At 66.4% G+C, this 21,655-nt stretch carries 23 protein-coding genes; 7 read left to right on the top strand and 16 right to left on the bottom strand.

Annotation, left to right across the window (positions count from 1 at the left end; all coding sequences use genetic code 11):
* Positions 1–23: 23 nt before the first annotated feature.
* From KQ304_RS04235 to KQ304_RS04190, 10 genes are all read right to left on the bottom strand, one after another.
* Positions 24–1,868: an NAD(P)H-quinone oxidoreductase subunit F gene (locus KQ304_RS04235; RefSeq protein ID WP_259735870.1), complete on the bottom strand. Its 1,845-nt coding sequence runs from the start codon at positions 1,866–1,868 to the stop codon at positions 24–26.
* An 85-nt stretch (positions 1,869–1,953) separates the two neighbouring features.
* A complete protein-coding gene (locus KQ304_RS04230) occupies positions 1,954–2,424 on the bottom strand; it encodes a ferritin-like domain-containing protein (RefSeq protein WP_259735869.1) in 471 nt (156 codons plus the stop codon).
* A gap of 5 nt (positions 2,425–2,429) precedes the next feature.
* Positions 2,430–3,005: a BMC domain-containing protein gene (locus KQ304_RS13670; RefSeq protein WP_311133884.1), complete on the bottom strand. Its 576-nt coding sequence runs from the start codon at positions 3,003–3,005 to the stop codon at positions 2,430–2,432.
* Positions 3,006–3,051: 46 nt separating this feature from the next.
* A complete protein-coding gene (locus KQ304_RS04220) occupies positions 3,052–3,303 on the bottom strand; it encodes a carboxysome peptide B (RefSeq protein WP_259735868.1) in 252 nt (83 codons plus the stop codon).
* Positions 3,303–3,587, bottom strand: a complete 285-nt coding sequence (locus KQ304_RS04215) for a carboxysome peptide A (RefSeq protein WP_259735867.1) — start codon at positions 3,585–3,587, stop codon at positions 3,303–3,305. The genes KQ304_RS04220 and KQ304_RS04215 overlap by 1 nt, the downstream gene beginning before the upstream one ends.
* A gap of 1 nt (position 3,588) precedes the next feature.
* A complete protein-coding gene (locus tag KQ304_RS04210) occupies positions 3,589–5,151 on the bottom strand; it encodes a carboxysome shell carbonic anhydrase (RefSeq protein ID WP_259735866.1) in 1,563 nt (520 codons plus the stop codon).
* 38 nt (positions 5,152–5,189) lie between these two features.
* Positions 5,190–7,601 carry a CsoS2 family carboxysome shell protein gene (locus KQ304_RS04205; RefSeq protein WP_259735865.1) on the bottom strand — a complete coding sequence of 804 codons (2,412 nt, stop codon included), beginning with the start codon at positions 7,599–7,601 and terminating at the stop codon, positions 5,190–5,192.
* Positions 7,602–7,760: 159 nt separating this feature from the next.
* Complete coding sequence (locus KQ304_RS04200) at positions 7,761–8,102, bottom strand: ribulose bisphosphate carboxylase small subunit (RefSeq protein ID WP_259735864.1); 342 nt, start codon at positions 8,100–8,102, stop codon at positions 7,761–7,763.
* A gap of 105 nt (positions 8,103–8,207) precedes the next feature.
* Positions 8,208–9,620, bottom strand: coding sequence for a form I ribulose bisphosphate carboxylase large subunit (locus KQ304_RS04195; RefSeq protein WP_259735863.1), 1,413 nt, complete (start codon positions 9,618–9,620; stop codon positions 8,208–8,210).
* 70 nt (positions 9,621–9,690) lie between these two features.
* The gene (locus KQ304_RS04190; RefSeq protein WP_015107695.1) at positions 9,691–10,002 is read right to left on the bottom strand and encodes a BMC domain-containing protein; all 312 of its coding nucleotides are present in this window, start codon (positions 10,000–10,002) and stop codon (positions 9,691–9,693) included.
* 290 nt (positions 10,003–10,292) lie between these two features.
* On the opposite strand from KQ304_RS04190, the gene KQ304_RS04185 reads away from it, so the two are divergent.
* The 3 genes from KQ304_RS04185 (at position 10,293) to bchL (ending at position 14,206) form a co-directional block, all read left to right on the top strand.
* On the top strand, positions 10,293–11,546 hold the full coding sequence (locus KQ304_RS04185) for a ferredoxin:protochlorophyllide reductase (ATP-dependent) subunit N (RefSeq protein WP_259735862.1): 1,254 nt from the start codon (positions 10,293–10,295) through the stop codon (positions 11,544–11,546).
* Positions 11,537–13,141: a ferredoxin:protochlorophyllide reductase (ATP-dependent) subunit B gene (locus tag KQ304_RS04180; protein ID WP_259735861.1), complete on the top strand. Its 1,605-nt coding sequence runs from the start codon at positions 11,537–11,539 to the stop codon at positions 13,139–13,141. The genes KQ304_RS04185 and KQ304_RS04180 overlap by 10 nt, the downstream gene beginning before the upstream one ends.
* A 138-nt stretch (positions 13,142–13,279) precedes the next feature.
* A complete protein-coding gene (bchL, locus tag KQ304_RS04175; RefSeq protein WP_259735860.1) occupies positions 13,280–14,206 on the top strand; it encodes a ferredoxin:protochlorophyllide reductase (ATP-dependent) iron-sulfur ATP-binding protein in 927 nt (308 codons plus the stop codon).
* A 32-nt stretch (positions 14,207–14,238) separates the two neighbouring features.
* On the opposite strand, the gene KQ304_RS04170 is transcribed toward bchL, so the two are convergent.
* The 3 genes from KQ304_RS04170 to KQ304_RS04160 are packed head-to-tail and all read right to left on the bottom strand — an operon-like array spanning position 14,239 to position 16,679.
* Positions 14,239–15,126: a hypothetical protein gene (locus KQ304_RS04170; protein WP_259735859.1), complete on the bottom strand. Its 888-nt coding sequence runs from the start codon at positions 15,124–15,126 to the stop codon at positions 14,239–14,241.
* Positions 15,127–15,130: 4 nt separating this feature from the next.
* The gene (locus tag KQ304_RS04165; protein ID WP_259735858.1) at positions 15,131–15,640 is read right to left on the bottom strand and encodes a hypothetical protein; all 510 of its coding nucleotides are present in this window, start codon (positions 15,638–15,640) and stop codon (positions 15,131–15,133) included.
* 16 nt (positions 15,641–15,656) lie between these two features.
* Positions 15,657–16,679, bottom strand: coding sequence for a protochlorophyllide reductase (locus KQ304_RS04160; RefSeq protein WP_259735857.1), 1,023 nt, complete (start codon positions 16,677–16,679; stop codon positions 15,657–15,659).
* 145 nt (positions 16,680–16,824) lie between these two features.
* On the opposite strand from KQ304_RS04160, the gene KQ304_RS04155 reads away from it, so the two are divergent.
* The gene (locus tag KQ304_RS04155; RefSeq protein WP_259735856.1) at positions 16,825–17,235 is read left to right on the top strand and encodes a hypothetical protein; all 411 of its coding nucleotides are present in this window, start codon (positions 16,825–16,827) and stop codon (positions 17,233–17,235) included.
* 202 nt (positions 17,236–17,437) lie between these two features.
* Here the strand turns inward: KQ304_RS04155 and psaM are convergent, their stop codons facing one another.
* The gene (psaM, locus tag KQ304_RS04150) at positions 17,438–17,542 is read right to left on the bottom strand and encodes a photosystem I reaction center subunit XII (protein ID WP_037979659.1); all 105 of its coding nucleotides are present in this window, start codon (positions 17,540–17,542) and stop codon (positions 17,438–17,440) included.
* Positions 17,543–17,631: 89 nt separating this feature from the next.
* Here psaM and KQ304_RS04145 point away from each other — a divergent pair, with 89 nt between their 5' ends.
* Complete coding sequence (locus KQ304_RS04145) at positions 17,632–18,123, top strand: CRR6 family NdhI maturation factor (RefSeq protein WP_259735855.1); 492 nt, start codon at positions 17,632–17,634, stop codon at positions 18,121–18,123.
* Here the strand turns inward: KQ304_RS04145 and KQ304_RS04140 are convergent.
* A complete protein-coding gene (locus KQ304_RS04140) occupies positions 18,104–18,868 on the bottom strand; it encodes a sulfite exporter TauE/SafE family protein (RefSeq protein ID WP_259735854.1) in 765 nt (254 codons plus the stop codon). The two genes, KQ304_RS04145 and KQ304_RS04140, sit on opposite strands and share 20 nt — an antisense overlap.
* A 26-nt stretch (positions 18,869–18,894) precedes the next feature.
* Between KQ304_RS04140 and KQ304_RS04135 the strand changes: the two genes are divergently transcribed.
* Positions 18,895–19,662: a lipoyl protein ligase domain-containing protein gene (locus tag KQ304_RS04135; protein ID WP_259735853.1), complete on the top strand. Its 768-nt coding sequence runs from the start codon at positions 18,895–18,897 to the stop codon at positions 19,660–19,662.
* Between the two features lie 24 nt (positions 19,663–19,686).
* Here KQ304_RS04135 and KQ304_RS04130 read toward each other — a convergent pair whose 3' ends face one another.
* Entirely contained in the window at positions 19,687–20,913 is a 1,227-nt protein-coding gene (locus tag KQ304_RS04130; RefSeq protein WP_259735852.1) for a site-2 protease family protein, read from the bottom strand.
* Between the two features lie 79 nt (positions 20,914–20,992).
* On the opposite strand from KQ304_RS04130, the gene KQ304_RS04125 reads away from it, so the two are divergent.
* Positions 20,993–21,655 (top strand): phosphoribosylanthranilate isomerase, encoded by a 663-nt coding sequence (locus KQ304_RS04125; RefSeq protein WP_259735851.1) that lies wholly within the window; start codon positions 20,993–20,995, stop codon positions 21,653–21,655.

Raw genomic sequence — 21,655 nt, 5'->3', positions numbered from 1 at the left:
GCGAGCTCCGCTGATCGTGGCCGTCATCGCACCACCCAGGAGAGGGAGGTGAGCAGCAGCACGATCGCCACCACTCCGGTGAGCACGTAGGTCTGCATCTGGCCGCTCACGCCCAGGCGCATTCCCTCGGCACTGGCCAGCGACAGCCTCCCCAGCCGGTTCACCAGACCATCCACCACGCGGCGATCGAACCAGTCGACCCACCAGGCCAGCCGAGCCACCAGGGCCACGACCGTGACCCGGTAGATGCGATCGGTGTAGAGATCGAAGGCCAGCAGGTCCTGCAGCACCCGCCAGAGGGGCAGGATCGGCCGCGACCAGGCCTTGTGCAGAGGGATCCGGCTGCCGATCACCAGCCCCAGCACGCTGCTGAGGATCAGCCAGGCCAGCACCTGGGGGGAGAAGGAGGCCAGGCCCGGCACTGGATCGATCCGGGCCATGATCCAGGGCGTCACCAGCACCAGCACGCTGAGGGCCACCATCGGCACCGCCATCGACCAGTTGGCTTCCGGGGTGCGCCGCGTCTTGGGCTGGGGCGCCCCCAGGAACACCAGCCTGTACACCCGGGTCAGGTTCACCAGAGTGAGGGTGTTGGTGACCAGCACGATGGCCGCCAGGGCCGGGGCGCTCTGGCCCAGGGCCTCCACGTTGAGGGCAAAGGCCCAGAAACAGCCCAGGGGCAGCAGGGCGGTGCTGCCGGCAGCACCCACCAGGAAGGCCAGCGTGGTGGCGGGCATGCGGCTGCCCATGCCACCGAGTTCCGAGAGGTCCTGGCAGTTGGTGGTGGCGATCACACTGCCCACGCTCATGAACAGCAGTGCCTTGGCCACCGCATGGGCGAAGAGCAGCAGCAGGGCGATGGCCGGCAGCTGCAGGGCGATGGCCACGAACACCAGGCCCATGTAGGCGCTGGTGGTGTACGAGAGGGTGCGCTTGATGTCCACCTGGGCGATCGCCACCAGGGATCCGCCCACGGCCGTGATCGACCCCAGCGCCACCAGCACCGCCAGGCTCAGCGGCGAGAGCTGCAGGATCGGCATCAGCCGCAGCAGCACCAGAGCACCGCAGGTGACCACCACCGAATTGCGCAGGATCGAGGCGGGGTTCGGCCCCTCCATCGCCTCATCCAGCCAGAGGTGCATCGGGAACTGGGCGCATTTCCCCAGGGGTCCGGCGATCAGACCAAGGCCCAGCAGGTTGCCGGCCAGGGGCGTGAGGTCGGCCGTGGGCACCCAGCGGTAGAGGTCTTCGAAGCTCATCACCCCGGCCCAGGCCGAGAGGGCCACCACGCCCATCAGCAGCAGCACGTCGCCCACCCGCTTGGTGAGGAAGGCATCACGGGCTGCTGTGACCACCAGGGGCTGCCCGTACCAGAACCCCACCAGCAGATAGGTGGAGAGGGTGAGCATCTCCAGCAGGAAGTAGGTGAGGAAGAGGGAGCTGGAGAGCACCACCCCGGCCATGGCCCCCTCAAAGAAGCCCACCAGTCCGTAGAAACGCGCCAGCGACCACTCCTTGTCGAGATAGCCCAGGGCAAACACCTGCGCCAGCAGGCTCAGCCCTGTCACCAGCTCCAGGCTGGCCAGGCTGGTGCTGGAGAGCTCGAAACTCAGCTGCAGCTGTAGATCAGCCGTCTGGAACCAGTCGTGGCTGAGGCTGTAACTGCCATCGCGCAGCACGATCAGCATCAGCAAGCTGCCATGCAGAAACGCCAGCAGCGTCACCAGGATGTTGAGATAGGCGGCTGGCCGCGGTCCGCTGAGGCGAAACCAGCCACAGGCCCAGGGCAACGACAGGCCTACCCCACAGAAGCCGTAGATCGGAATCAGCCAGGCCAGCTGAACAGGCAGGGGAAGGGCCGCGGACAAGGAGAACAGGCCGAACAGCTGGCGATCAATTCAAAGGCAGGGAGCGGGCCGAATCCAACTCCCGCACCCCAAACTCAGCCAATGCTCAGAACGTGACCCGCTGAGATGCCCACGAACGCTCCAGCCCGGCCAGATCCTGCACCCAGGCCTCCAGCTCATCGCCATGCTGAGATTCCTCCTGCCAGAGGTCGTGAAAGAACTGGGCATTGCCCAGGTCGCTCACCAGCAGGCAGAAGCGATTGGCCTCGGCGTAGTGCTGGATCAGTTCGTCCTCCTGCACGATGTTCAGGCGCAGCAGTCCGATCAGGTCGCGGGCGGCGCTCACGGGCTTGAGCTGGGAGGCCGCCGGCGCCACGCCGAGACGCAGCATCTGCTGCACCAGGCGCTCGGCATGCTGCATCTCCTCGACCGTTTCCTGGCGGAACCGCTCGGCGGATCCGCCATCGCCCCAGAGGGCGAGCAGGGAGGCCTGGGTCATGTACTGCTGAACCGCGGAGAGTTCCAGGCTCAGAGCCCGACCCAGGTAGCCCAGCACCCGAGGGTGAACGGTCTCCATGGCCCTCAGCTCCTGCGCTCAGCGCCGCTGAAGGCCAGCACCGGCTCCAGCTCACTGTGGGGGCGGGCAATGATGTGAGCGGCCACCAGTCCGTCGCCCACGCGCTCGCAGGCATCGGCGCCGGCGCGCACCGCGGCGTTGACGGCGCCGGTTTCGCCGCGCACCATCACGGTCACATAGCCGCCGCCCACGAATTCACGGGAGATCATCGTGACTTCGGCGGCCTTGGTCATGGCGTCAGCCGCCTCGATGGCGGGCACGAGACCACGGGTTTCGATCATGCCGAGAGCGATGCCGTGCGGAGTCGAAGCCATGGCTTGGGAAGAAGAGGGGGACTTGGAGGGAGGGGTGGTGCCACCGGAGCGGCCGCGGCTGGCGGCCACCGCTGTGGTGGAGGCAGGCTTGCTGCCACCGGTGGCGGATGGACCTGAGGCTGGAGGGGGGTCCACGGGTTTGTCCGCAGGGGAGGGGGTTGGGGTGGTGGCCGAGGCAGGAAGTGCCTTGGTGCCGGCAGCTTGGCTCACACCACTGCTGGCGCTGCTGCGCCGGGAGGTGGGTTGGCGGGAGGAGGGTGTGGCCATGGATCGAGCTGGGCGGACGGCAGAGAGGAGGGGGAGGGAGGGAGGATCAATCGTCTGGATCCCAGAGATCAATGATCCCAGCAATCGTCAGGTCGGTCTGGGTGTCGGGCTGGCCGGTGGCGAAACGGGCGGCTGAGCCGCTGGCGGTGAACACCCAGTTGCCCGGGGCGGCACCCACCGGGTCAACGGCCACCATCAACTTGCCTTTGGTGGAGCGCAGGATGCGCAGCTGCCAATGGAGCAGACCTTCCACCCGTTGGCTGCAGACCAGGGAGCCGGTGACTTCCATGATTTCCATCAGGCAGCACCTGCGGGTGACGGCGGATTGGGTTTGCCCGCCTCCGGATCCCAGTGGTCGATGATCCCCACGATCGTGAGATCGCTGGGGTACGACTTGCTGCCGGCGGCTTCACGGGCGGCGGAGCTGCCCACACAGATCACCCAGTCGCCGGGGATGCAGCCCACAGCGTCGACAGCCACCTTCTGGGAACTGCCATCCAGCACCACCTGCAGGTGCTTGTGCTCGAATTCGGGGATCCGGTTGGTGGACACCAGGGGTTTGAGAACTCGGCAGATCAGCATCTCAATGGCCTCCGCTGGTGTGCAGCTTGATCGATGAGCCGACCGTTTCAGCTGGAACGTGGCGGTCGCGATCGCGCACGCTCAGCAGCGTGTGCAGCAGACCGCTGTCCACCAGGTCGGGATAGCGGTTGCAGATGGCGTCTTCGGTGCGCTGGCAATAGAGCACGGCCCGCTCGCGCGCCCCCGGCACACTGCCGTGGTAATCGAAACGAATCACCACGGGGATCGGCAGCCCGCGGGATACGTTCAGACCCTTGAAGATCTTGACGCCCACGTCGAGATCAGCGGCCCCTTCCTCGACCGTGTCCATGTGGGCGAAATAGGTGAGATTGCGCAGGTGAATCTCCTTGAAGCCGATGCCCACACCGATGAAACGCTCGGCGTGGCCTGCATCGGCATAGGCGCCATCGTGATAAGCGCGCACAAAATCGATCTGGGAGATGTTGTGCTCGATCAGACGCGTGATGAGCCGCGCCATTCCGGGGTCAACAGCCCCATCGGCGATCGTGTCGCCGTTGCCTGAGCGGGCCGAGAGCACCAGTGCCAGCAGCCGGTCGCGGGCGGCCTCAGCGGGCAGATCCTGGGTGGCGGCATAGGCCTCGAGGGCATCGAGCCAGCGGTCCAGATCGGTGTGGCCGTTGACATCGGGCACGTGAACGCGGATGGCGTCGGTGTCGGTGTCGAGCCCGATCAGCAGCAGGTCAACGGAAGCTCCACAGCAGAAGCTGTTCTCCACGGCCTGCTGGAACTCCTGCAGGCGGCGCAGGCCGCCGGCGGCGGCGGCGGCGTCATTGGAGCCATGGGCGGCGCAGCCCTCGTGGCCGGGGTCGCGGGAACTGAAGTGATACACCACCACCTTGAGGTAGCGGGTGGGTTCATGGGCGCTGTTGGGCCGTGCTTCCCGGTAGCGCAGATGCTCGGTGCGCACCCAGCGATCCACCGTGTTCTCCACATCGAACATCGCGCCGGCGTGGGGCCGGCGGCGCACGGAGCCGAAAGGAAGACGCAGGGCGTAGGCGATGGCGTGGGCCAGACGGCCATCCGCGCAGGGGCTGACATCCAGCAGATGAAAGCCACAGGAGAGCAGGAAGGCGTTGAAGGCCTCGGCGCTCTCGCTGCCCTCCTGGCCCTGGAGCGGATCGTCGCGGAAGAAACCGGCGCTGACCTGCTCGTAGGCCTCGAACAGGCACCAGGCGAAGAGGCTGCGCATGTCGAGCTGGCTCACCCAGGCCGACTCGAGGATGGTGGGCGGCAAGCCATGGCCGAGCTCCTTGAGGGCATGGCGCTGGGCCTGCTCGACAAAGTCGTCATCGTGTTGCAGGGCCGAGAGCTGCTTGAGCACCGGCACGATGCGATCGAACGAGCGCTTCACCTCGCTTTCGTAGGCCTGCAGGCGTTCATTCGCCGCTGGATCGCTGAGCGGGTGAGGCTCCACGGCAGCAGGGAAACGTCCGGCTCTCCCCGGCGCTGAGCCGGAGAGGGAGAGGCTGGAGGGTGGGCGGCGGGCTGGGGCCGTGGGAGCCAGGGGCCTCTCGGCGGAGCCGTAGCGGCGGGGGCGGGGCAAGGTTCAGTGCTGCGACAGGGTGGAGGGGAAGGAGAACATCAGCCTCGAGCGCCGCCGGAGACGGTGATCAATGAGCCCCTGTCGGTGTTGCCGCTCGAGCCGGTGACACGGCTGATCGGTTGCATCACCTCTTCATTGCGCTTGAGCGGGATGGTGGCCATTGCCGTCATCGGCCCGGTGCGGGTGGGGTTGCGGCGGCGGGCCGAGGCCCCCTCCGTACCGGTGACGCGCTTGCCCCGGTCCCAGTCGTCGCCGGTGATGTTCAGGCCAGCGGAGATGCCTTCGCCGGTGACGCGACTGGTGGGCCGCGCCTCTTCATCGACGCTGATCGGGGCCATGGGCATGGGGGCTGCCGCCTGGGGGCGGGGGGGCAGCACGGAGGTCTGGCGCCGCACGGCAGGCAGCGGCTGGGGCTCGGGGCCGCGCTTGTCGAAGCGGGCGTGCTCGGTGCCGGTGACCTTGCCACCGGCCAGATCAAAAGGGCCGGTAATCCTGGCGCTGGTTTCGTAGCGGGTACCGGTGACCGCTGAGCTGCGCTCCCGTTGCTGATGGGCGGCCCGTGCCGGTGACTGCACGCTGAACTCCTGCCAGGGCTGGGTCTCCAGCGGCTGGGGAAAATCGGCTTCGTGACCCTGGGCGGCACTGCAGGCTTCGTTGTACTGATCGACGCCCACATAGGGGGTGCCTGATACGGGTTCGCAGGCTCCCTTGGAGGCGCCGGTCATCACCCCACCGATGCCCGGTTGCAGACCGCTCATGCGCGGCCCGGGGGTACCGGCGCGGGCCGGAGTGCGTTGGCGGATGCCGCGCACAGCCGAGGAATCGCACCAGGCGCTGGCCTGCTCAAGGCCGGCGTAGGGCGTGCCGGTGACGGCTTTGCAGGTGCCGGGCTCATCGCCGGTGACCTTGGAGGAGCGGCCGGTGTTGGTGCCCGAGACGATCAACTGCTTGTTGGTGAGGCTGAAGCCCACCTTGGCCGCTTCGGGCTCCGGGCGGCCGCCGCAGAAGTTCTGGTACTGCTGACTGCCGATGTACTCATCGCCGGTGACGCGACGGCAAGAGCCGGGCTCATCGCCGGTGACCTTGTCGCTGCGGCCCACCAGCGTTCCGGTGATGCCGGTGCCCCTCAGGGTCTGGACGCTGGCCACCTTCGGCGGGGCCATGCCGGGGGTGCTGATCGAATCGGAGCCCACGTATTGGGTGCCGGTGGGTTGGATGCCGGCTCCGTGCTCGTCGCCGGTGACCCGCTCGGAGCGACCCACCATCACACCCGATACAGGTCTGCCGGCCACGGTCTGGCTGTGGCCCACCTTGCGGGGGCTGACGGAGGTGGTGCCGCAATAGGCGGCCGCCTGGTTCGCCGAGATGTACTCGGTGCCGGTGACGGACTTGCAGGTGCCGGGCTCATCGCCGGTGACCTTCTCCGAACGGCCCACCTCATTGCCGGTGACGCGGTTGCCGTGGCTGGTGGCGGTGACGCGCACCTTGGCGGGCTGCAACGCCTCGGGCTCGCTCTGGCAGAACGTGCGGAAGATATCCGCACCCATGTATTCGGTGCCGGTGATCGGGCGGCAGGTGCTGGCCTCGTTGCCGGTGGTCTTCTCGGAACGATTGGCCTGGGTGCCGGTCACCACCTGACCGCGCACCGTTTCACTGGCCCCCACCTTCCAGCTGGCGTCCTGGGCGGCGGCGGCCATCCTGTCGGGCCCGCGCCGGGGACCAGTGGGACGGGTCACGCCGGTGCCGCGGCTGATGGCTCCGGCGCCGTTCTTGCTCTTGAGATCGCGGATGCGATGGGCCAGCTCCCGGCTGCTGATGTCGGGGTTCGATTGGCGCACCACGGCGGCGGTGCCGCTGGAGCTGTTGGTGGACGCCGACTTGCCGCGCTTGGAGAGGGCTTCGCGGCGGGCCATGACGATGGCGCGGCTGGGGTTGAACTGGGCGGAGCGCTTGGTCGTGGCCCGGTTGCCGTTGCTGCGGCGATCGCTGAGGGAAGCGGACGAAGGGGCGCTCAGGGAGAGAGCGGGACGGCTGGCGGCGGAAGGCGGTGCGCTTACCGGTGCTGGAGCTGGCGTGGCGACGGCGCGCAGGGCGCTGCTGTCGCGGCTGCGGTCCTTGCTGGTGTCGGCACGCTTGCCGCGCTTGCTCAGGGCTTCACGCCGGGCCAGCACCAGATCCCGGCTGGGATTGCTGATGGGGGCCCGACTGACCTGTTGGGGCGAGCTGGAGTGTCCGTGGCCAGCACTGCCGCTGAACAGGGGCTTGGTGGGCGCGTCGGCCTCACGGCTGACGGCTGCGGCCACCGGGGTGATCGAGCGAGTGGGGCGGGCCTCAGCGGCGCTGCGGGTGCGGTTGGCACTGTTGGCATACCTCTTCTCCGCCGTTTTTCCGGCCGTGGAGAGCGCCATCCGGCGCGCAAGGGCCGCTTCGCGACTGGATTGAGATGCCATGTCCGCCCTATGAAGAAACAACCTGAGAGGGGACAGCTGCGCAGAACTGAAGAAAGGAAGGCCTTGGGCCTGCCATTTCATGAGCCCTTCACGAGCCGTCGGATGAAATGAAAGAGGCAGCTAGCAGGTTCCGGAACTGGCCGGAACCTGCCGCTGCGATCAGCGTGCTTCGAAGACCACGAAGCAGGAACCCTGGCTCTGGGTGTAGGCGTCGTAGCCCACCAGACGCACGTGATGGTCGGGGTAAGCGCGGTGGCAGCCCTCGAGTTCACTGACGATCACGCCCAGGTCCTTCTCACCGAAGAAGGGAAGTTTCCAATACGACCAGTAGGTCGACATCGAACGGCTGGGGTGGACGTGCTCGATCAGCGGGCTCCATCCCTGGGCAATGATGTAAGCAATCTGATCGTAGATTTCGTCCTGAGACATCGGCGGGAGGAAGCCGAAAGTCTCCAGGGTGGCGACTGTTTGGTAGTCACCCACGGTGCTCTTGAAGGGCATGGGGATCCTTGTGGGGAATCAGGTGAATGGAAGAGGCGAATCGGATGGCTTGGTGGTGACAGAGGGGAGAGAGAAAGTCCCTCCCCCCAAAGTCGTCAGCGCCGATCAGTTGACGTCAAGTTTGTCGACGGTGTCGAACTCGAACTTGATCTCCTTCCAGGTCTCGAGAGCGATGGCCAGCTCGGGGCTGTGCTTGGCGGCTTCCATGAGGATGTCGCGGCTCTCCTTCTCGATCTCACGACCGGCATTGCGGGCCTTGACGCAGGCTTCGAGGGCCACGCGGTTGGCAGCCGCGCCGGCGGCGGAGCCCCAGGGGTGGCCGTGGGTGCCACCACCGAACTGCAGCACGGAGTCGTCGCCGAAGATCGCCACCAGCGCGGGCATGTGCCACACGTGGATACCGCCGGAGGCCACGGCGAAGACGCCGGGCATGGAGCCCCAGTCCTGGTCGAAGAAGTTGCCGCGGCTGCGGTCTTCGGGAACGAAGGATTCACGCAGCTGGTCGATGAAGCCCAGGGTGGTCTGGCGATCACCTTCGAGCTTGCCCACCACGGTGCCGGTGTGCAGCTGGTCACCACCGGAGAGGCGCAGGCACTTGGCCAGCACCCGGAAGTGGATGCCGTGCTTGGGGTGACGGTCGATCACCGCGTGCATGGCGCGGTGGATGTGCAGCAGCATGCCGTTCTTGCGGCACCACTTCGACAGACCGGTGTTGGCGGTGAAGCCACCGGTGATGTAGTCGTGCATGATGATGGGCTGGCCCAGTTCCTTGGCGAACTCAGCCCGCTCATACATCTCTTCGGGAGTGGAAGCGGTGCAGTTGAGGTAGTGCCCCTTCTTCTCGCCGGTCTCCTCCTGGGCCAGCTGAGTGGCTTCGGCCACGAACTCGAAGCGGTTCTGCCAGCGCTGGAACGGCTGGGAGTTGATGTTCTCGTCGTCCTTGGTGAAGTCGAGGCCACCGCGGAGGCATTCGTACACCACCCGGCCGTAGTTCTTGCCGGACAGACCCAGCTTCGGCTTGATCGTGCAGCCCAGCAGAGGACGGCCGTACTTGTTCATCCGGTCGCGCTCGACGCAGATGCCGTTCGGCGGGCCGGGGCAGGTCTTGATGAAGGCCATCGGGAAGCGGATGTCTTCCAGACGGAGATGACGCAGGGCCTTGAAGCCGAACACGTTGCCCACCAGGGAGGTGAGCACGTTGGTGATCGAACCTTCCTCGAACAGATCCAGCGGGTAGGCGATGAAGGCGTAGAACGACTCCTTGTCACCGGGAACGTCTTCGATGCGGTAGCAACGGCCTTTGTAGAAGTCGAGGTCGGTGAGGAGCTCGGACCACACGGTGGACCAGGTGCCGGTCGAGGATTCGGCAGCCACGGCAGCGGCCACTTCTTCCTTGGGAACGCCATCCTGGCCGGTGACCTTGAAACAGGCCAGCAGGTCGGTGTCCAGGGGGACGTAGTCGGGAGTCCAGTACGTGTCTCTGTACTCCTTGACCCCAGCGTCGTACTTCTTGCTCATGGGGAAAATCTCCTTGTTGGTCGGGTGGGAATGATGAGAGTGCTGCGCTCCTTCAGGGGCGCGTCAGGCATCAGTCCTTGGAACCCAGACCGAAACTGCTGTTCAGTGCCGGCTCGACTTCACGGTGGGGGCGGGCGATGATGTGGGCAGCCACAAGGCCGTCACCCACGCGCTCACAGGCATCGGCACCGGCGCGCACAGCCGCGTTCACAGCGCCGGTTTCGCCTCGCACGAGGACGGTCACGTAACCGCCACCCACGAACTCGCGGCCGATCAGACGCACTTCGGCAGCTTTGGTCATGGCGTCGGCCGCTTCGATGGCCGGCACCAGACCGCGCGTCTCGATCATGCCGAGGGCGATGCCCATGGTTTCATTCGCCATTGCCTACTCCGGAAAAGGGGGGGAGGTTCGATAAGGACCATGCTCGGCGGCATACCCCGCCGTCAAGCGATTCGGGGGCTTTGATCGATCACGGTTTGTGGGGGCTTTGATAAGGCCTGCTCATGTACGGCTGCGGACCAACAAGCACGCCTTGGTTATGAAGACCTGTAACGAAGTGGCGCCGGCAGGCGGCGGCCGCCTGGTTTCGACCTGATCCCGAAGACTTGTCAACAGCCGATGGTTTCCGCAGCCTGGTTGGCTAACCCGTAATGGATCACCGGTTCGCGCCCATGGCCCTGACGTCCACCCTTCCGCCCGTGCTGCGTGAAAGCGGGCAGCGGGAGGTGTTCTGCGGCCTCACCTCAATTGTCTGGCTGCACCGGCGCATGCCTGATGCCTTTTTCCTGGTGGTGGGCTCACGCACCTGCGCCCACCTGGTCCAGTCGGCCGCCGGGGTGATGATTTTTGCGGAACCCCGTTTCGGCACAGCGATCCTGGGGGAGCGTGATCTCGCCGGCCTGGCGGACGCCAACGAGGAACTCGACCGCGTGGTGGGTGACCTGCTGGCCCGTCGACCCGAGATCCGCATGCTCTTCCTGGTGGGCTCCTGCCCGTCGGAGGTGATCAAGCTGGATCTGGCCAAGGCCGCTGAGCGCATCAACACCCGCATGCAGGGTCGGGTGCGGGTGGTGAATTATTCCGGCAGTGGCATTGAAACCACCTTCACCCAGGGGGAGGACGGCGCCCTCACCTCCCTGGTTCCCCTGCTGCCCAGCAGCCCTGAACCGCAGCTGCTGATTGTGGGCACCCTGGCCGATGGGGTGGAGGAACGCTTCCTCTCCCTGTTTGCGCGCATGGGCCTTGAAACGGTGCGCACCCTGCCGCCACGCCAGTCCAGCGACCTGCCGCCGGTGGGTCCCGGCACCCACCTGCTGCTGGCCCAGCCCTTCGTGGCCGACACGGTGCGGGCCCTGGAGCGCCGCGGCGCCCAGCGCATCTCCGCCCCCTACCCGCTTGGGGTGGAGGGCAGCTGCGCCTGGATGGCGGCGGCGGCGGCGGCCTTCGGCATCGATCCCCAACGGGTGGCCGAGGTGCTTGACCCCCTGGCGGAGCGGGGCCGGCGCGCCCTGGAGCCCCTGCGCCGCAAACTGGAGGGCAAGCGTCTGTTCCTGTTGCCCGATTCCCAGCTGGAAATTCCCCTGGCCCGTTTCCTGAGCCGGGAGTGCGGCATGGAGCTGGTGGAGGTGGGCACCCCCTACCTCGACCGTCAGCTGATGGCTGAGGAACTGCCCCTGCTGCCAGCGGGCACCCAACTCAGCGAAGGGCAGGATGTGGAGAAGCAGCTGGAGCGCGTCCGTGCCAGCCGCCCTGATCTGGTGGTCTGCGGCATGGGTCTGGCCAATCCGCTCGAAGCCGAGGGCTTTGCCACCAAGTGGTCGATCGAGCTGGTGTTCAGCCCGATCCATGGCTGTGACCAGGCTGCCGATCTCGCTGAACTGTTCGCCCGTCCCCTCAACCGCCGGGAGTTGCTGCAATGGAACTGACCCTCTGGACCTACGAAGGCCCCCCCCACGTCGGTGCCATGCGCATCGCCGCCTCGATGGAGGGTGTGCACTACGTGCTTCACGCCCCCCAGGGCGACACCTACGCCGATCTGCTGTTCACGATGATCGAGCGGCGCGACCGCCGGCCCCCTGTCACCTACACCACTTTTCAGGCCCGCGATCTAGGCGGCGACACCGCTGAGCTGGTGAAACGCTCGATCCAGCAGGCGGTGGATCGCTTCCAGCCCGAAGCCCTGCTGGTGGGCGAAAGCTGCACAGCTGAGCTGATCCAGGACCAGCCGGGATCCCTGGCCCATGGCATGAATCTGGGCGTGCCGGTGGTGAGCCTGGATCTGCCCGCCTACTCGAAAAAAGAAAACTGGGGCGCCGCTGAAACCCTCTACCAGCTCTGCCGCGGGCTGCTCAAGGATCTGGTGCCCGCCCCCGGCACCGCCAAGCCAGGGCCCGAGCGCTGGAAGCAGGAGAACCGCCGACCGCGGGTGAACCTGCTGGGTCCCAGCCTGCTGGGCTTTCGCTGCCGCGACGACGTGCGCGAGTTGCGTGGTCTGCTGGCGGACCACGGCATCGACGTGAATGTGGTGGCACCGCTGGGGGCGAGGCCGGCCGACCTGATCCGCCTGCCGGCGGCCGACGCCAACCTCTGCCTCTACCCGGAGGTGGCCGGTCCGCTCTGCAGCTGGCTGGAGCGCAACTTCGGCACTCCCGTGGTCCGCACCGTTCCGATCGGCATCGGAGCCACCGCTCAGTTTCTGCGCGAGATTTCCGCCCTGCTGGGCCTGGAGCCGCCGGAGCTGCGCGAGGCCGACCGCAGCTCCAGGTTGCCCTGGTATTCGAAATCGGTGGATTCCACCTACCTCACCGGCAAGCGGGTGTTCATCTTCGCCGATGCCACCCATGCCATCGCTGCGGCCCGGATCGCTTCGCGGGAACTGGGCTTCACGGTGGTGGGCCTGGGCAGCTACAGCCGCGAGCAGGCCCGTGAGGTGCGCGCCGCCGCCAAGGAACTGGGCCTTGAGGCCCTGATCTCCGACGACTATCTGGCGGTGGAGCAGGCCATGGCCGATGCGGCACCGGAGCTGGTGCTCGGCACCCAGATGGAGCGCCACAGTGCCAAGCGGTTGGGGATTCCCTGCGCGGTGATTAGTGCACCGCTGCATGTACAGGATGTGCCCGCCCGCTATGCGCCCCAGATGGGCTGGGAGGGGGCGAATGTGATCTTCGATTCCTGGGTGCATCCTCTGATGATGGGTCTGGAGGAACACCTGATCGGAATGTTCCGCCACGATTTTGAATTCGTTGATGGCCACTTCAGTCATCTCGAAGGCGCGTCTGCTCCAGCGCTTCAGCCGCCCGCCGCTCCGGCTGGCGAGGCGCAGGAGGTCACACCGCTCTCCGCCACACCGGAAGGAGGCGCCCTGCGCTGGACGGCATCCGGTGAGGCTGAACTCTCACGAATCCCTTTCTTCGTGCGGGGGAAAGTGCGGCGCAACACCGAGGCCTATGCCAACGAACGCGGTGTGGCGGAGATCACGGAGGAAACGCTCTACGAAGCCAAGGCCCACTTCAGCCGTTGAGCGGGCCTAGGCGATGCGGGTGAGCATTTCAAGATCCCGATTGTCGTGATGTTTCGGTTTGAGCCAGAGCCAGCATCTGCCTGCCTGGCTGCACTTTGATGAATGCACTGCCGATGTCGACTCGGCCAAGGACGTGTTATGACCACAACTCTGCCGCCCAAGCAGACCACAGCTTCCGCCAAAGCCGGTGCCAGCGGCCATGAGGATGGCGAAGGCAGTCTTCAGGTGCATCAAGACTCCTCGATGAACATCGAGGAAGGTGCTCTGGTGATCGCTGTCTATGGCAAGGGGGGGATCGGCAAGTCCACCACCTCCTCCAACCTTTCCGCGGCGTTCTCGAAGCTGGGCAAGCGGGTGCTGCAGATTGGTTGTGATCCCAAGCACGACAGCACCTTCACCCTCACCAAGAAGATGGTGCCCACGGTGATTGACATCCTCGAGACCGTGGATTTCCACACCGAGGAACTGCGCCCTGAAGATTTCGTGTTCGAGGGCTACAACGGGGTGATGTGCGTGGAATCCGGTGGCCCCCCGGCGGGCACCGGCTGTGGCGGCTATGTCACCGGCCAGACAGTGAAGCTGCTGAAGGAGCACCATCTTCTTGAAGATACCGATGTGGTGATCTTCGATGTGCTGGGTGATGTGGTCTGTGGTGGTTTTGCGGCCCCGCTGCAGCATGCCAACTACTGCCTGATCGTGACCGCCAATGATTTTGATTCGATCTTTGCGATGAATCGGATCATGCAGGCGATCAACGCCAAGGCCAAGAACTACAAGGTTCGGCTCGGTGGTGTGATCGCCAACCGCTCCGAGGAGACCGATCAGATTGATCGCTTCAACGAGCGCACCGGCCTGCGCACCATGGCCCACTTCAAAACGGTGGATGCGATCCGTCGTTCCCGCCTGAAGAAATGCACCATCTTCGAGATGGAGCCCAGCCCTGAGGTGGAAGCCGTTCAACAGGAGTATCTCAGCCTGGCGCAGAAGATGCTCAGCAACGTGGAGCCCCTTGAGGCCGAATCGCTCAAGGACCGTGAGATCTTCGACCTGCTCGGATTCGATTGATCACAAGCCGGCCTGCGTGAGGCCGGCTGGGTTCAGATCTCGGCGGCGGCCCGCTCCACCAGGCGACGGGCCACCGCCTGAACGCCTGTGTGGGCGTAGGTGTCGGTGAAGGCATCGAGAAACACCGCCAGCTGATTCATGCGACCCTGCCACGGACCCAGGGTGGTTTCCAGGGCCTGCACAGCCCGCTGGCCGCTGAGCCCCAGCTGAGACACCAGTCCATCGGCCCAGCCCACCCATTGCTCCACTCCCCGGCGCACGAAACCCATGTGGGCCTGGTCGCCGCGGCCCGGCATCAGACCGGCCATGCGTCCGTAGGCCGGCAACTGGCGCAGCTGGCTCGCGCTGGCCTGGCCCAGCAGCCCATCCAGGCGCTGCAGCGCCTGATCTCCGAGGGGCAGCAGACCATCAAACGTGACCAGGGCGGCCATGCGCAGCCGTGCCTCCGAGCCGTAATCGGCCAGGGCGGCGGCGAAGTCAGCGAAGCTGTCGCCAGGTAGTCCATTCACCTGGGTGAAGGCCAGCAACTCTGCCGACACCTTCAGACCCAGGTCCACCGCCTGCAATGTGTCCCCTGGCGGCGTGAGATCGGCCATGCGTTTCAGCAGCGGCACGCCGGCACTCACTCCAGCCAGCACCCGCAATCCAGCCGTGGCGTGCTGGGAGCGATTGACGGCGTCGTAGACGCTCAGGGCCCGGCCATAGCCCTCATGGCGTGCACGGCTGAGCAGATCGGCCCGGGCCCGCACCTGGGCAATCAGGGTTGGATCGTTGCTGCCGATCACGGATTCGATCAGGGCCTCGGCGCTGGTGACGTTGCTCCAGCCACCGGGAACCAGCAGGCTCAGGCCCTGGAGAGAGAGCACGGTCAAGCCCCGCCGCGGCAGGCGCTCCAGGCGGGTGAGAACGGGGGTGCCCATGGCCTCAGCTGCGGGGGAGGACTGGAGTGGCCAAGGAGGCCAGCCCCTGAAGATCAAATTCCTCCAGCACATCGTGGCGATGGGCGGCATCCAGGGAGTTGCCCTGCTCGATCACCTTCACCTGAAAGCGATCAGCCACCAGCAGCGCGCTGGCATGGGGCCCCTGCTCCACCAGTGGCCAACCCTTGAGCTGCTCCCTGGCCTGCTCGAACTTGGCCAGGGCTTCCGGTGCAGTGATCGTGTCGGAGATGGCCAGCAGGGCAATCAGCTGATCTCCCTGTTTCAGGCGAGCCTCGCTGAACCCCCGCTTCTCCTGCGACATCGTCACGCGGAATACGGGATCCAAAGCTGGAAACAACTGGTTGAACGTGCTGCCGTTCACCACCTGCTGCAGCGGCACATCGCCGACTGTTCCACCGGGCAACCACTCGCTGAAGGGCAACAGCAACGCCCCCCCCAGCAGCAATCCACCGGCGAGCACCAGAGCGAGAACCCAGCGAAGCGGACGGGGCATCACCATCACACGGCCCTCAGGTGAGACCGACGAGTTTCATGGACAGGTCCCAGGTTTTAGCAGCGGTTTCGGGATCGCTGGCCTTCTCCGAAAGTTCCTGAATGAACTGTTGACCATTCGTCTTCTGGCGATTGCCCCAGCTCCAGTGCGCTCCCGAGACGGCGAAGTCTGGATCGGCCACCACCTGGGCCACCCGCTCCCCAGCCAACTCCTGGCTCACATATCCGCCGGTGATGTTCTTCTGGAACCAGGGGAAGATGGTCTGGAACGCCCTCGGGGTGTTGCGGAACAGGGGCGTGTCAGCCACGCAGCCGGGGTACAGAGAGCTGAAGATGATGCCCGTGGACCCGTGCAGCCGGCGGTGCAGCTCCTGGGTGGTGATCATGTTGCAGAGCTTGCTGTCCTTGTAGGCCTTGCCGGGCTTGAAGACCTTGCCACTGGCCATGCTGATCGGTGCCTTGAAGCCTGCCTCGAAGCCCGAAAGATCGCCCAGGTCGGCGGGGGCCGGGATCGGAATCTTGCCGCCCAGCTCCTTGGAGTTGGCCGTCACCGTCCCCAGGATCACCAGCCGGCGCGAGGAATGGCTGGACTTCTTCAGATCATCCAGCAGGGAGTGGATCAGCAGAAAGTGCCCGAAATGGTTGGTGGCCATCGAGATCTCGTAGCCCTGGGGTGAGAGCTCCGGTTGCTTCAGGCGCGGCTTGTAGACGGCGGCGTTACAGACGAGCGCATCAAGGCTGCGGCCGGTGGCATGAAAAGCACTCACCAGCTGGCGCACACTCTCAAGATCGCCCAGATCCACCTGCAGGTGGGTGAGGGAGCTCTCAGGGATCGCCAGGGAGCTGGCTGCCGCTCTGGCCTTGGTCAGATCGCGGCAGGCCATCACCACATGCCAGCCTCGCCGGGCCAGGGCTTTGGCGGCATACAGGCCCACTCCGGAGGAGGCTCCGGTGATCATCACAGTGCCGTTCTGGCCGGATTGGCCCGTCGCGGGGCCGGGGGCTGCTGAGGGGGTGGGAGCGCTGGAAGCTGACGCCATCGGGGCGTGGCAGGTCAAGGGGGCTTCAACCTACGGACATGGCCAGCAATCAGTGCCGGGAGCTGGCCGAAGGTCAACACAAGGTCATGTTCAACTTCAAGCCTGACCAGCGGGGTTCTGATCCGGCCAGTTTCCACAGGCCTGCGTGGCGCGCAACGCCAAACTGGTCGAAATCCTGAGCCTTCAGAATTCAGCGCTGAACCTGGGCAGGAACGGCCTGAGTGCTGACCAGGGGCCTCGTGGCTGGGGCCTGGGAGGGTTTGGCTTCGGCCGGTTCGTTCCAGACGACCCGCAGCCGGTTCGGGGCAATCCACTGATCCTGTTCGCGGATCAGCCGTTGTTCACCAGAGGTGACGAAGAGTTGATCGAAACGCTTCTGGGCTTTCTGCAGTTTGGCTTGCTCAATCTGAAGAATGGCGCTCAGTTCCTCGTGCTGGTTGAGCCGTTGCTGGTAAGCGCCAGCCAGGTGGAACAAACTGAGGCCGGCCAGCAGGGTCATGCCCAACTTGACGCTGAGGCCGATCACGCTGCAAAGCAGCTCCTGGCGGTCGGTTGAACCCTGGTGAAAGGCCACCGCCTCAGCCGCACTGACAGGAGCCGATGCGACGGACCGAGAGGCTGCCCGTCGCTTGGAGGCCGTCTGGCGCCTTGGGGCGGAGCCGGGGCTGAGCTGCTGCGCGGCGGACAAGGCGGAGAAGGAGAAGTTATGGCTCGCTTGTAGCAGGTCATGGATGACCTGCCAAGGGCGAGCCCTCGATTCAGGCCCGGTAGAGGCTGACGCAGAGACGAATCGCCAGAATGCCGGCATGGGCGGCGACCACCAGGGCGATCAGAACCTCTGCCTGGCTGAGTGTTGTGACCATGGCCAACGATGGGAAACAGATGTCGCCACCATTGTTCGGCTCCGCTCCGCCCGCAGTCACGTGATGGCTTCGGGCTGTCACAGCTCTTGATGGCCCAACCTCCCTCCAGCCTCTCCATTTCCGCCGAGAGTGTCCGCACCCTCGACCTCTCACCGCTGCATCCCTGGAGCACCTGTGCACCAGCCGATCTGCTCGCTGCCGCCGGAGCCCTGGACCTCACGTTCGACTGGCCTCGCCAGCCGGAGGATCCCCGCGAGCTCTCTGAACTGCCCGAACTGCGTCTCTGGAGTCTGAGGGCGGATGCCCTCCATCCCTGGCTGCCCCTGGTGCTCGACCGCAGCAGCGGCCAGCTCTGTCGCCACGTGGCCATGCTGCTGCCCCATGGTTTCAGCCGCAATGAGGGGATCCGTTTCGCGCCCGAAAGCCTTGAGCTCTGGATCACCCATCGCTTTTTTCTGTTGGATCACTGGAGCCAGGAGCGAGGACTGAATTGCCGTCAGGGGCTCGCTCAGATGGCTGCGGTGCTGGGTTTCGAGCTCGATCCCGGTTTCTGGGAGCCGATCAGCCCAGCAGCAGGCTGAGGGCGCGGCGACCGCTGTCGAGGGCCAGCAGCGCGGTGAGGCCTCGCAGCAGCTGCACCAGCAGGGTCTCCGGTACCCGATCCAGCCGCGCTGCCGACCAGCGGGCCGCCACCGCGGCCGCTCCCCCGAGGGTCAAGGCCATGGCCCCCTGGGCCTTGGCCAGGGCCAGGAAGGTCACCGACGCGGCCGAGGCGGAGCAGAGCACCGCCAGGGTGCTGAGACGGATCGCCTCGCGCACCGGCAGGCGCAGGCCGTTGATCATCAGGGGCACCATCAGCAGACCGCCCCCCACCCCCAGCAGCCCTCCGGCCAGGCCCGCCACGCTGCCCACCAGGGCCAGGGCCGGCCATGGCGGTGCCGCAACCACAGATTCGCCTGTCTCCAGCTCGCGGCGAGGCGAGATGGTGAGGGTCAATGTTGTGTACATCAGGGCCTGCAGGGCCAGCAGCTGCCAGCCACTGAGCAGCCCCCCCAGCTGGCTGAACAGCAGTCCGCTCAGGGCCGCACTCACGCCGATGGCCAGGCCCGCCGCCGGCCGCACCCGACCCTGGCGCAGGTGCACCCAGGTTCCCCCCAGGGTGGTGGGCACGATGGCCAGGGTGCTGGTGGCCAGGGCCTGATGGGGGGGAAGGCCCACCATCAGCAGCATCGGTGAGAACACCAGACCACCGCCGATCCCCAGCAGACCTGAAAGCAGTCCGGCCACCACTCCAAGGGGAACCAGCACCAGGAGGTCGCTCAGCATGATCGGGGTTGAATGGCAGCCCTCCGGTGGCACCAGCATCCCCCGCTGACACCCTGTTTCCGTCGAGCTGGCGCTGGATCCCACCCCTCTGCCTGCGCGGCGACTGGCAGATGGCCATCGACGACTGGCTGCTGGACCAGCTGCTGGACCAGCCCGGGCAGGGGGTGTTGCGCCTCTACACCTGGAGCACTCCGACCCTTTCGCTCGGCCACCATCAGCGGCTGATCGCGCCGGCCTGGCGCAGGGCGGCGCGGCAGGGACGCCTGACCCTGGTGCGACGGCCCAGCGGCGGTGGAGCCGTACTCCATGGCGGCAGCCTCACCTACGCCCTGCATTGGCCCGAGGCCCCCCGTCAGGGCCAGCGGGCCTACGGCCTGGTCTCCGCCTGGTTGGCGCAGGCCCTGGCGCCCCTGGGTCTGATCCTCACGCCGGGCCAGGAGGAGGCCACGGTTGCACCCGCCCACTGCTTCGCCAGCAGCACGGTGGCTGATCTGGTGGGACGCGACCACCAGAAGCGGGTGGGCAGCGCCCAGCTCTGGCGCCGGCGCCAGCTGCTGCAGCACGGCAGCGTGCTGCTCGACCCGCCGGCTCTGTTGTGGCAGGAGCTGTTTGCAGAGCCTCCACCGGCAGCGCCAAAAACGGCAACTGCGGATCTTTCAGCGACAGCATTGCAGCAGCAGCTGGGCTGCCGGGCCATCAGTGCCCTGGGGGGTGGAGCGCTGGTGGATCAGCCCCTGAGAACTTGGGAGTGGGCGGCGATCGACCGCCGTCGCCACCGCTTTCTCCTCACCTGAGCGCTGGCGGGGGGGCGGGCGGGCTCAGCCCTCACCGCTCTCGGCAATCCCCCTTGCCACCTGGGCCAGGGCCAGGCCGAGGGGATAGGTGCCCTGGCGCCGGGCGGCCTCCAGCAGCGGCGGCGGCAGCTTCAGCCCCAGGCGGGCTAAGACCACCTCCGAGAGTTCGGGGCGTTCCAGGGTGCCACTCGGAAGGCCCGCTGAACCCAGCACCAGCAGGCGATCGACGCCGGGCTCATCGAGCTGCAGGGCGGCCTGCCACAGCGGCGCGTCGTGCTGAATGCTCGGCAGGGTGTCGAGGGGCTCGATGTGGTCCAGCACCCGCTCCTGATCCCAGCGTTGAACAGGCAAGGTCTGCAGGGGGTCATCGCCGATCACCCCTTTCCAGCGCCCCCGTTCGCAGACCAGGACCCAGTCGGGATGGCCGTCGCTGTCGTCCTGACGCATCCGGGACAGCTCGCGCAGAGGTGCATCGCCCTCCAGCACCCGGAACCTTCGGCGGGAGGCCTCAGCCACCTTGAGGTCCTTGAGGGCTTTCTGCAGAGCCAGCAGCTGGACCTGATTTCTGGAGGTCCCCAGCCCGAACCAGCCGAGCATGATCAGCCAGAAAGCCCCCAGACCGCCGCCCCGCAGCAGCAGCAGGGTGCCCATGGCCACGGCCATCAGCGAAAGAAAACGGCCCATGGCGGCAGCCACCTGCACGCCCCGCCTCTGGCTGCCGGTCCACTGCCAGACCAGCGCCTTGACGATCAGGCCCCCATCCAGAGGCAGGCCGGGCAAGAGGTTGAACAGGGCCAGCACCAGGTTGAGGGCCCCCAGCTGGCTGACCATTTCACCCAGCAGCGGTGAGGCATGGGCCACTGTGTGGCTGCTGCCCAGGAACAGCCCGGCCAGCAGCAGGCTCACCAGGGGACCTGCGGCGGCCACCTGCAGGGCTGCCATCGCCGTGGCGCATTCCTTCTCGACGCTGGCCACCCCCCCCAGCATGAAGAGGGTGATGCTGCGCACTTTCACTCCATGGGCCATGGCCACCAGCGAGTGACCCAGCTCGTGCAGCAGCACCGAAACAAACAGCATCAAGGCCGTTGCCAGGGCCAGCAGCCAGAGGCCGAGGCTGGAGGTCTGTCCAGCCAGCTGGGCGCCATATTGCTGATGAAAGCCCAGGGTGGCGAGCACCAGGATCACGAACCAGCTCGGGTGGATGCGCAGCGGGATGCCGCGGATCTTGAGGAGCTGCCAACCTTCACCCACGCTCTGCTGTCCTGCCGATGTCCAGGCAGGTCCTGGACGTTCTTTGATCGATCCTAGAAAGGGCAGACCTGACCCTCCAGTGTTGCTCTCCCCCCTGTTGAAGATCTGCGGCCTGCGCCAGCCAGCCCAGGCCAGGGCGGTGGCCCAGATGGGGGTGGATGCGCTGGGGGTCATTGCTGTGCCCTCGTCACCCCGCTGGCTGGCCCCCGAGCAGCGACTGGAGCTGTTCCAGGCCATGAGCGCCGGCGGCCGCCGTTGCCGGGGGGTGCTGGTGCTGGCGGACCCGGGCGATGAGCTGGGCGCCCAGCTGGAGCCATCCCAGGGTCATCAAGTGCTTCAGCTGCATGGGAGGGAATCCCCAGGCCGCTGTCGGGAGCTGGCGGAACGCACTGGCTGCGCGATCTGGAAGGCGCTGCGGATTCGCTCCCCCGACGATCTTGAGCGGGCCGCCGACTACGGAGATGTGGTGGAGGCTCTGTTGCTGGACGCCTGGGTGCCGGACCAGCTGGGAGGCAGCGGTCGGCAGATCCCGGGCGCTTGGCTGCAGGGGTTCAGGCCCCGCCTGCCCTGGTGGCTGGCCGGGGGCGTTGGGCCCAGCAACGCGGCCGAGCTGGTGGCGGCCTTTCATCCCGATGGACTGGATGTCTCCAGCAGCGTGGAGCGCGCCCCAGGTGAGAAGGATCTCGACTTGGTGCGCGCTCTTGTGACTGTGGTGAGAGGAGCCGCCGCAGGGGCGAACTGA

Origin of the sequence: Synechococcus sp. CS-1329, assembly GCF_025128055.1 — a bacterium.
Taxonomy (GTDB): domain Bacteria; phylum Cyanobacteriota; class Cyanobacteriia; order PCC-6307; family Cyanobiaceae; genus Regnicoccus_A.
Note: the sequence above shows the minus strand (reverse complement) of the source record. Positions and strands in the feature narration are given on the sequence as shown.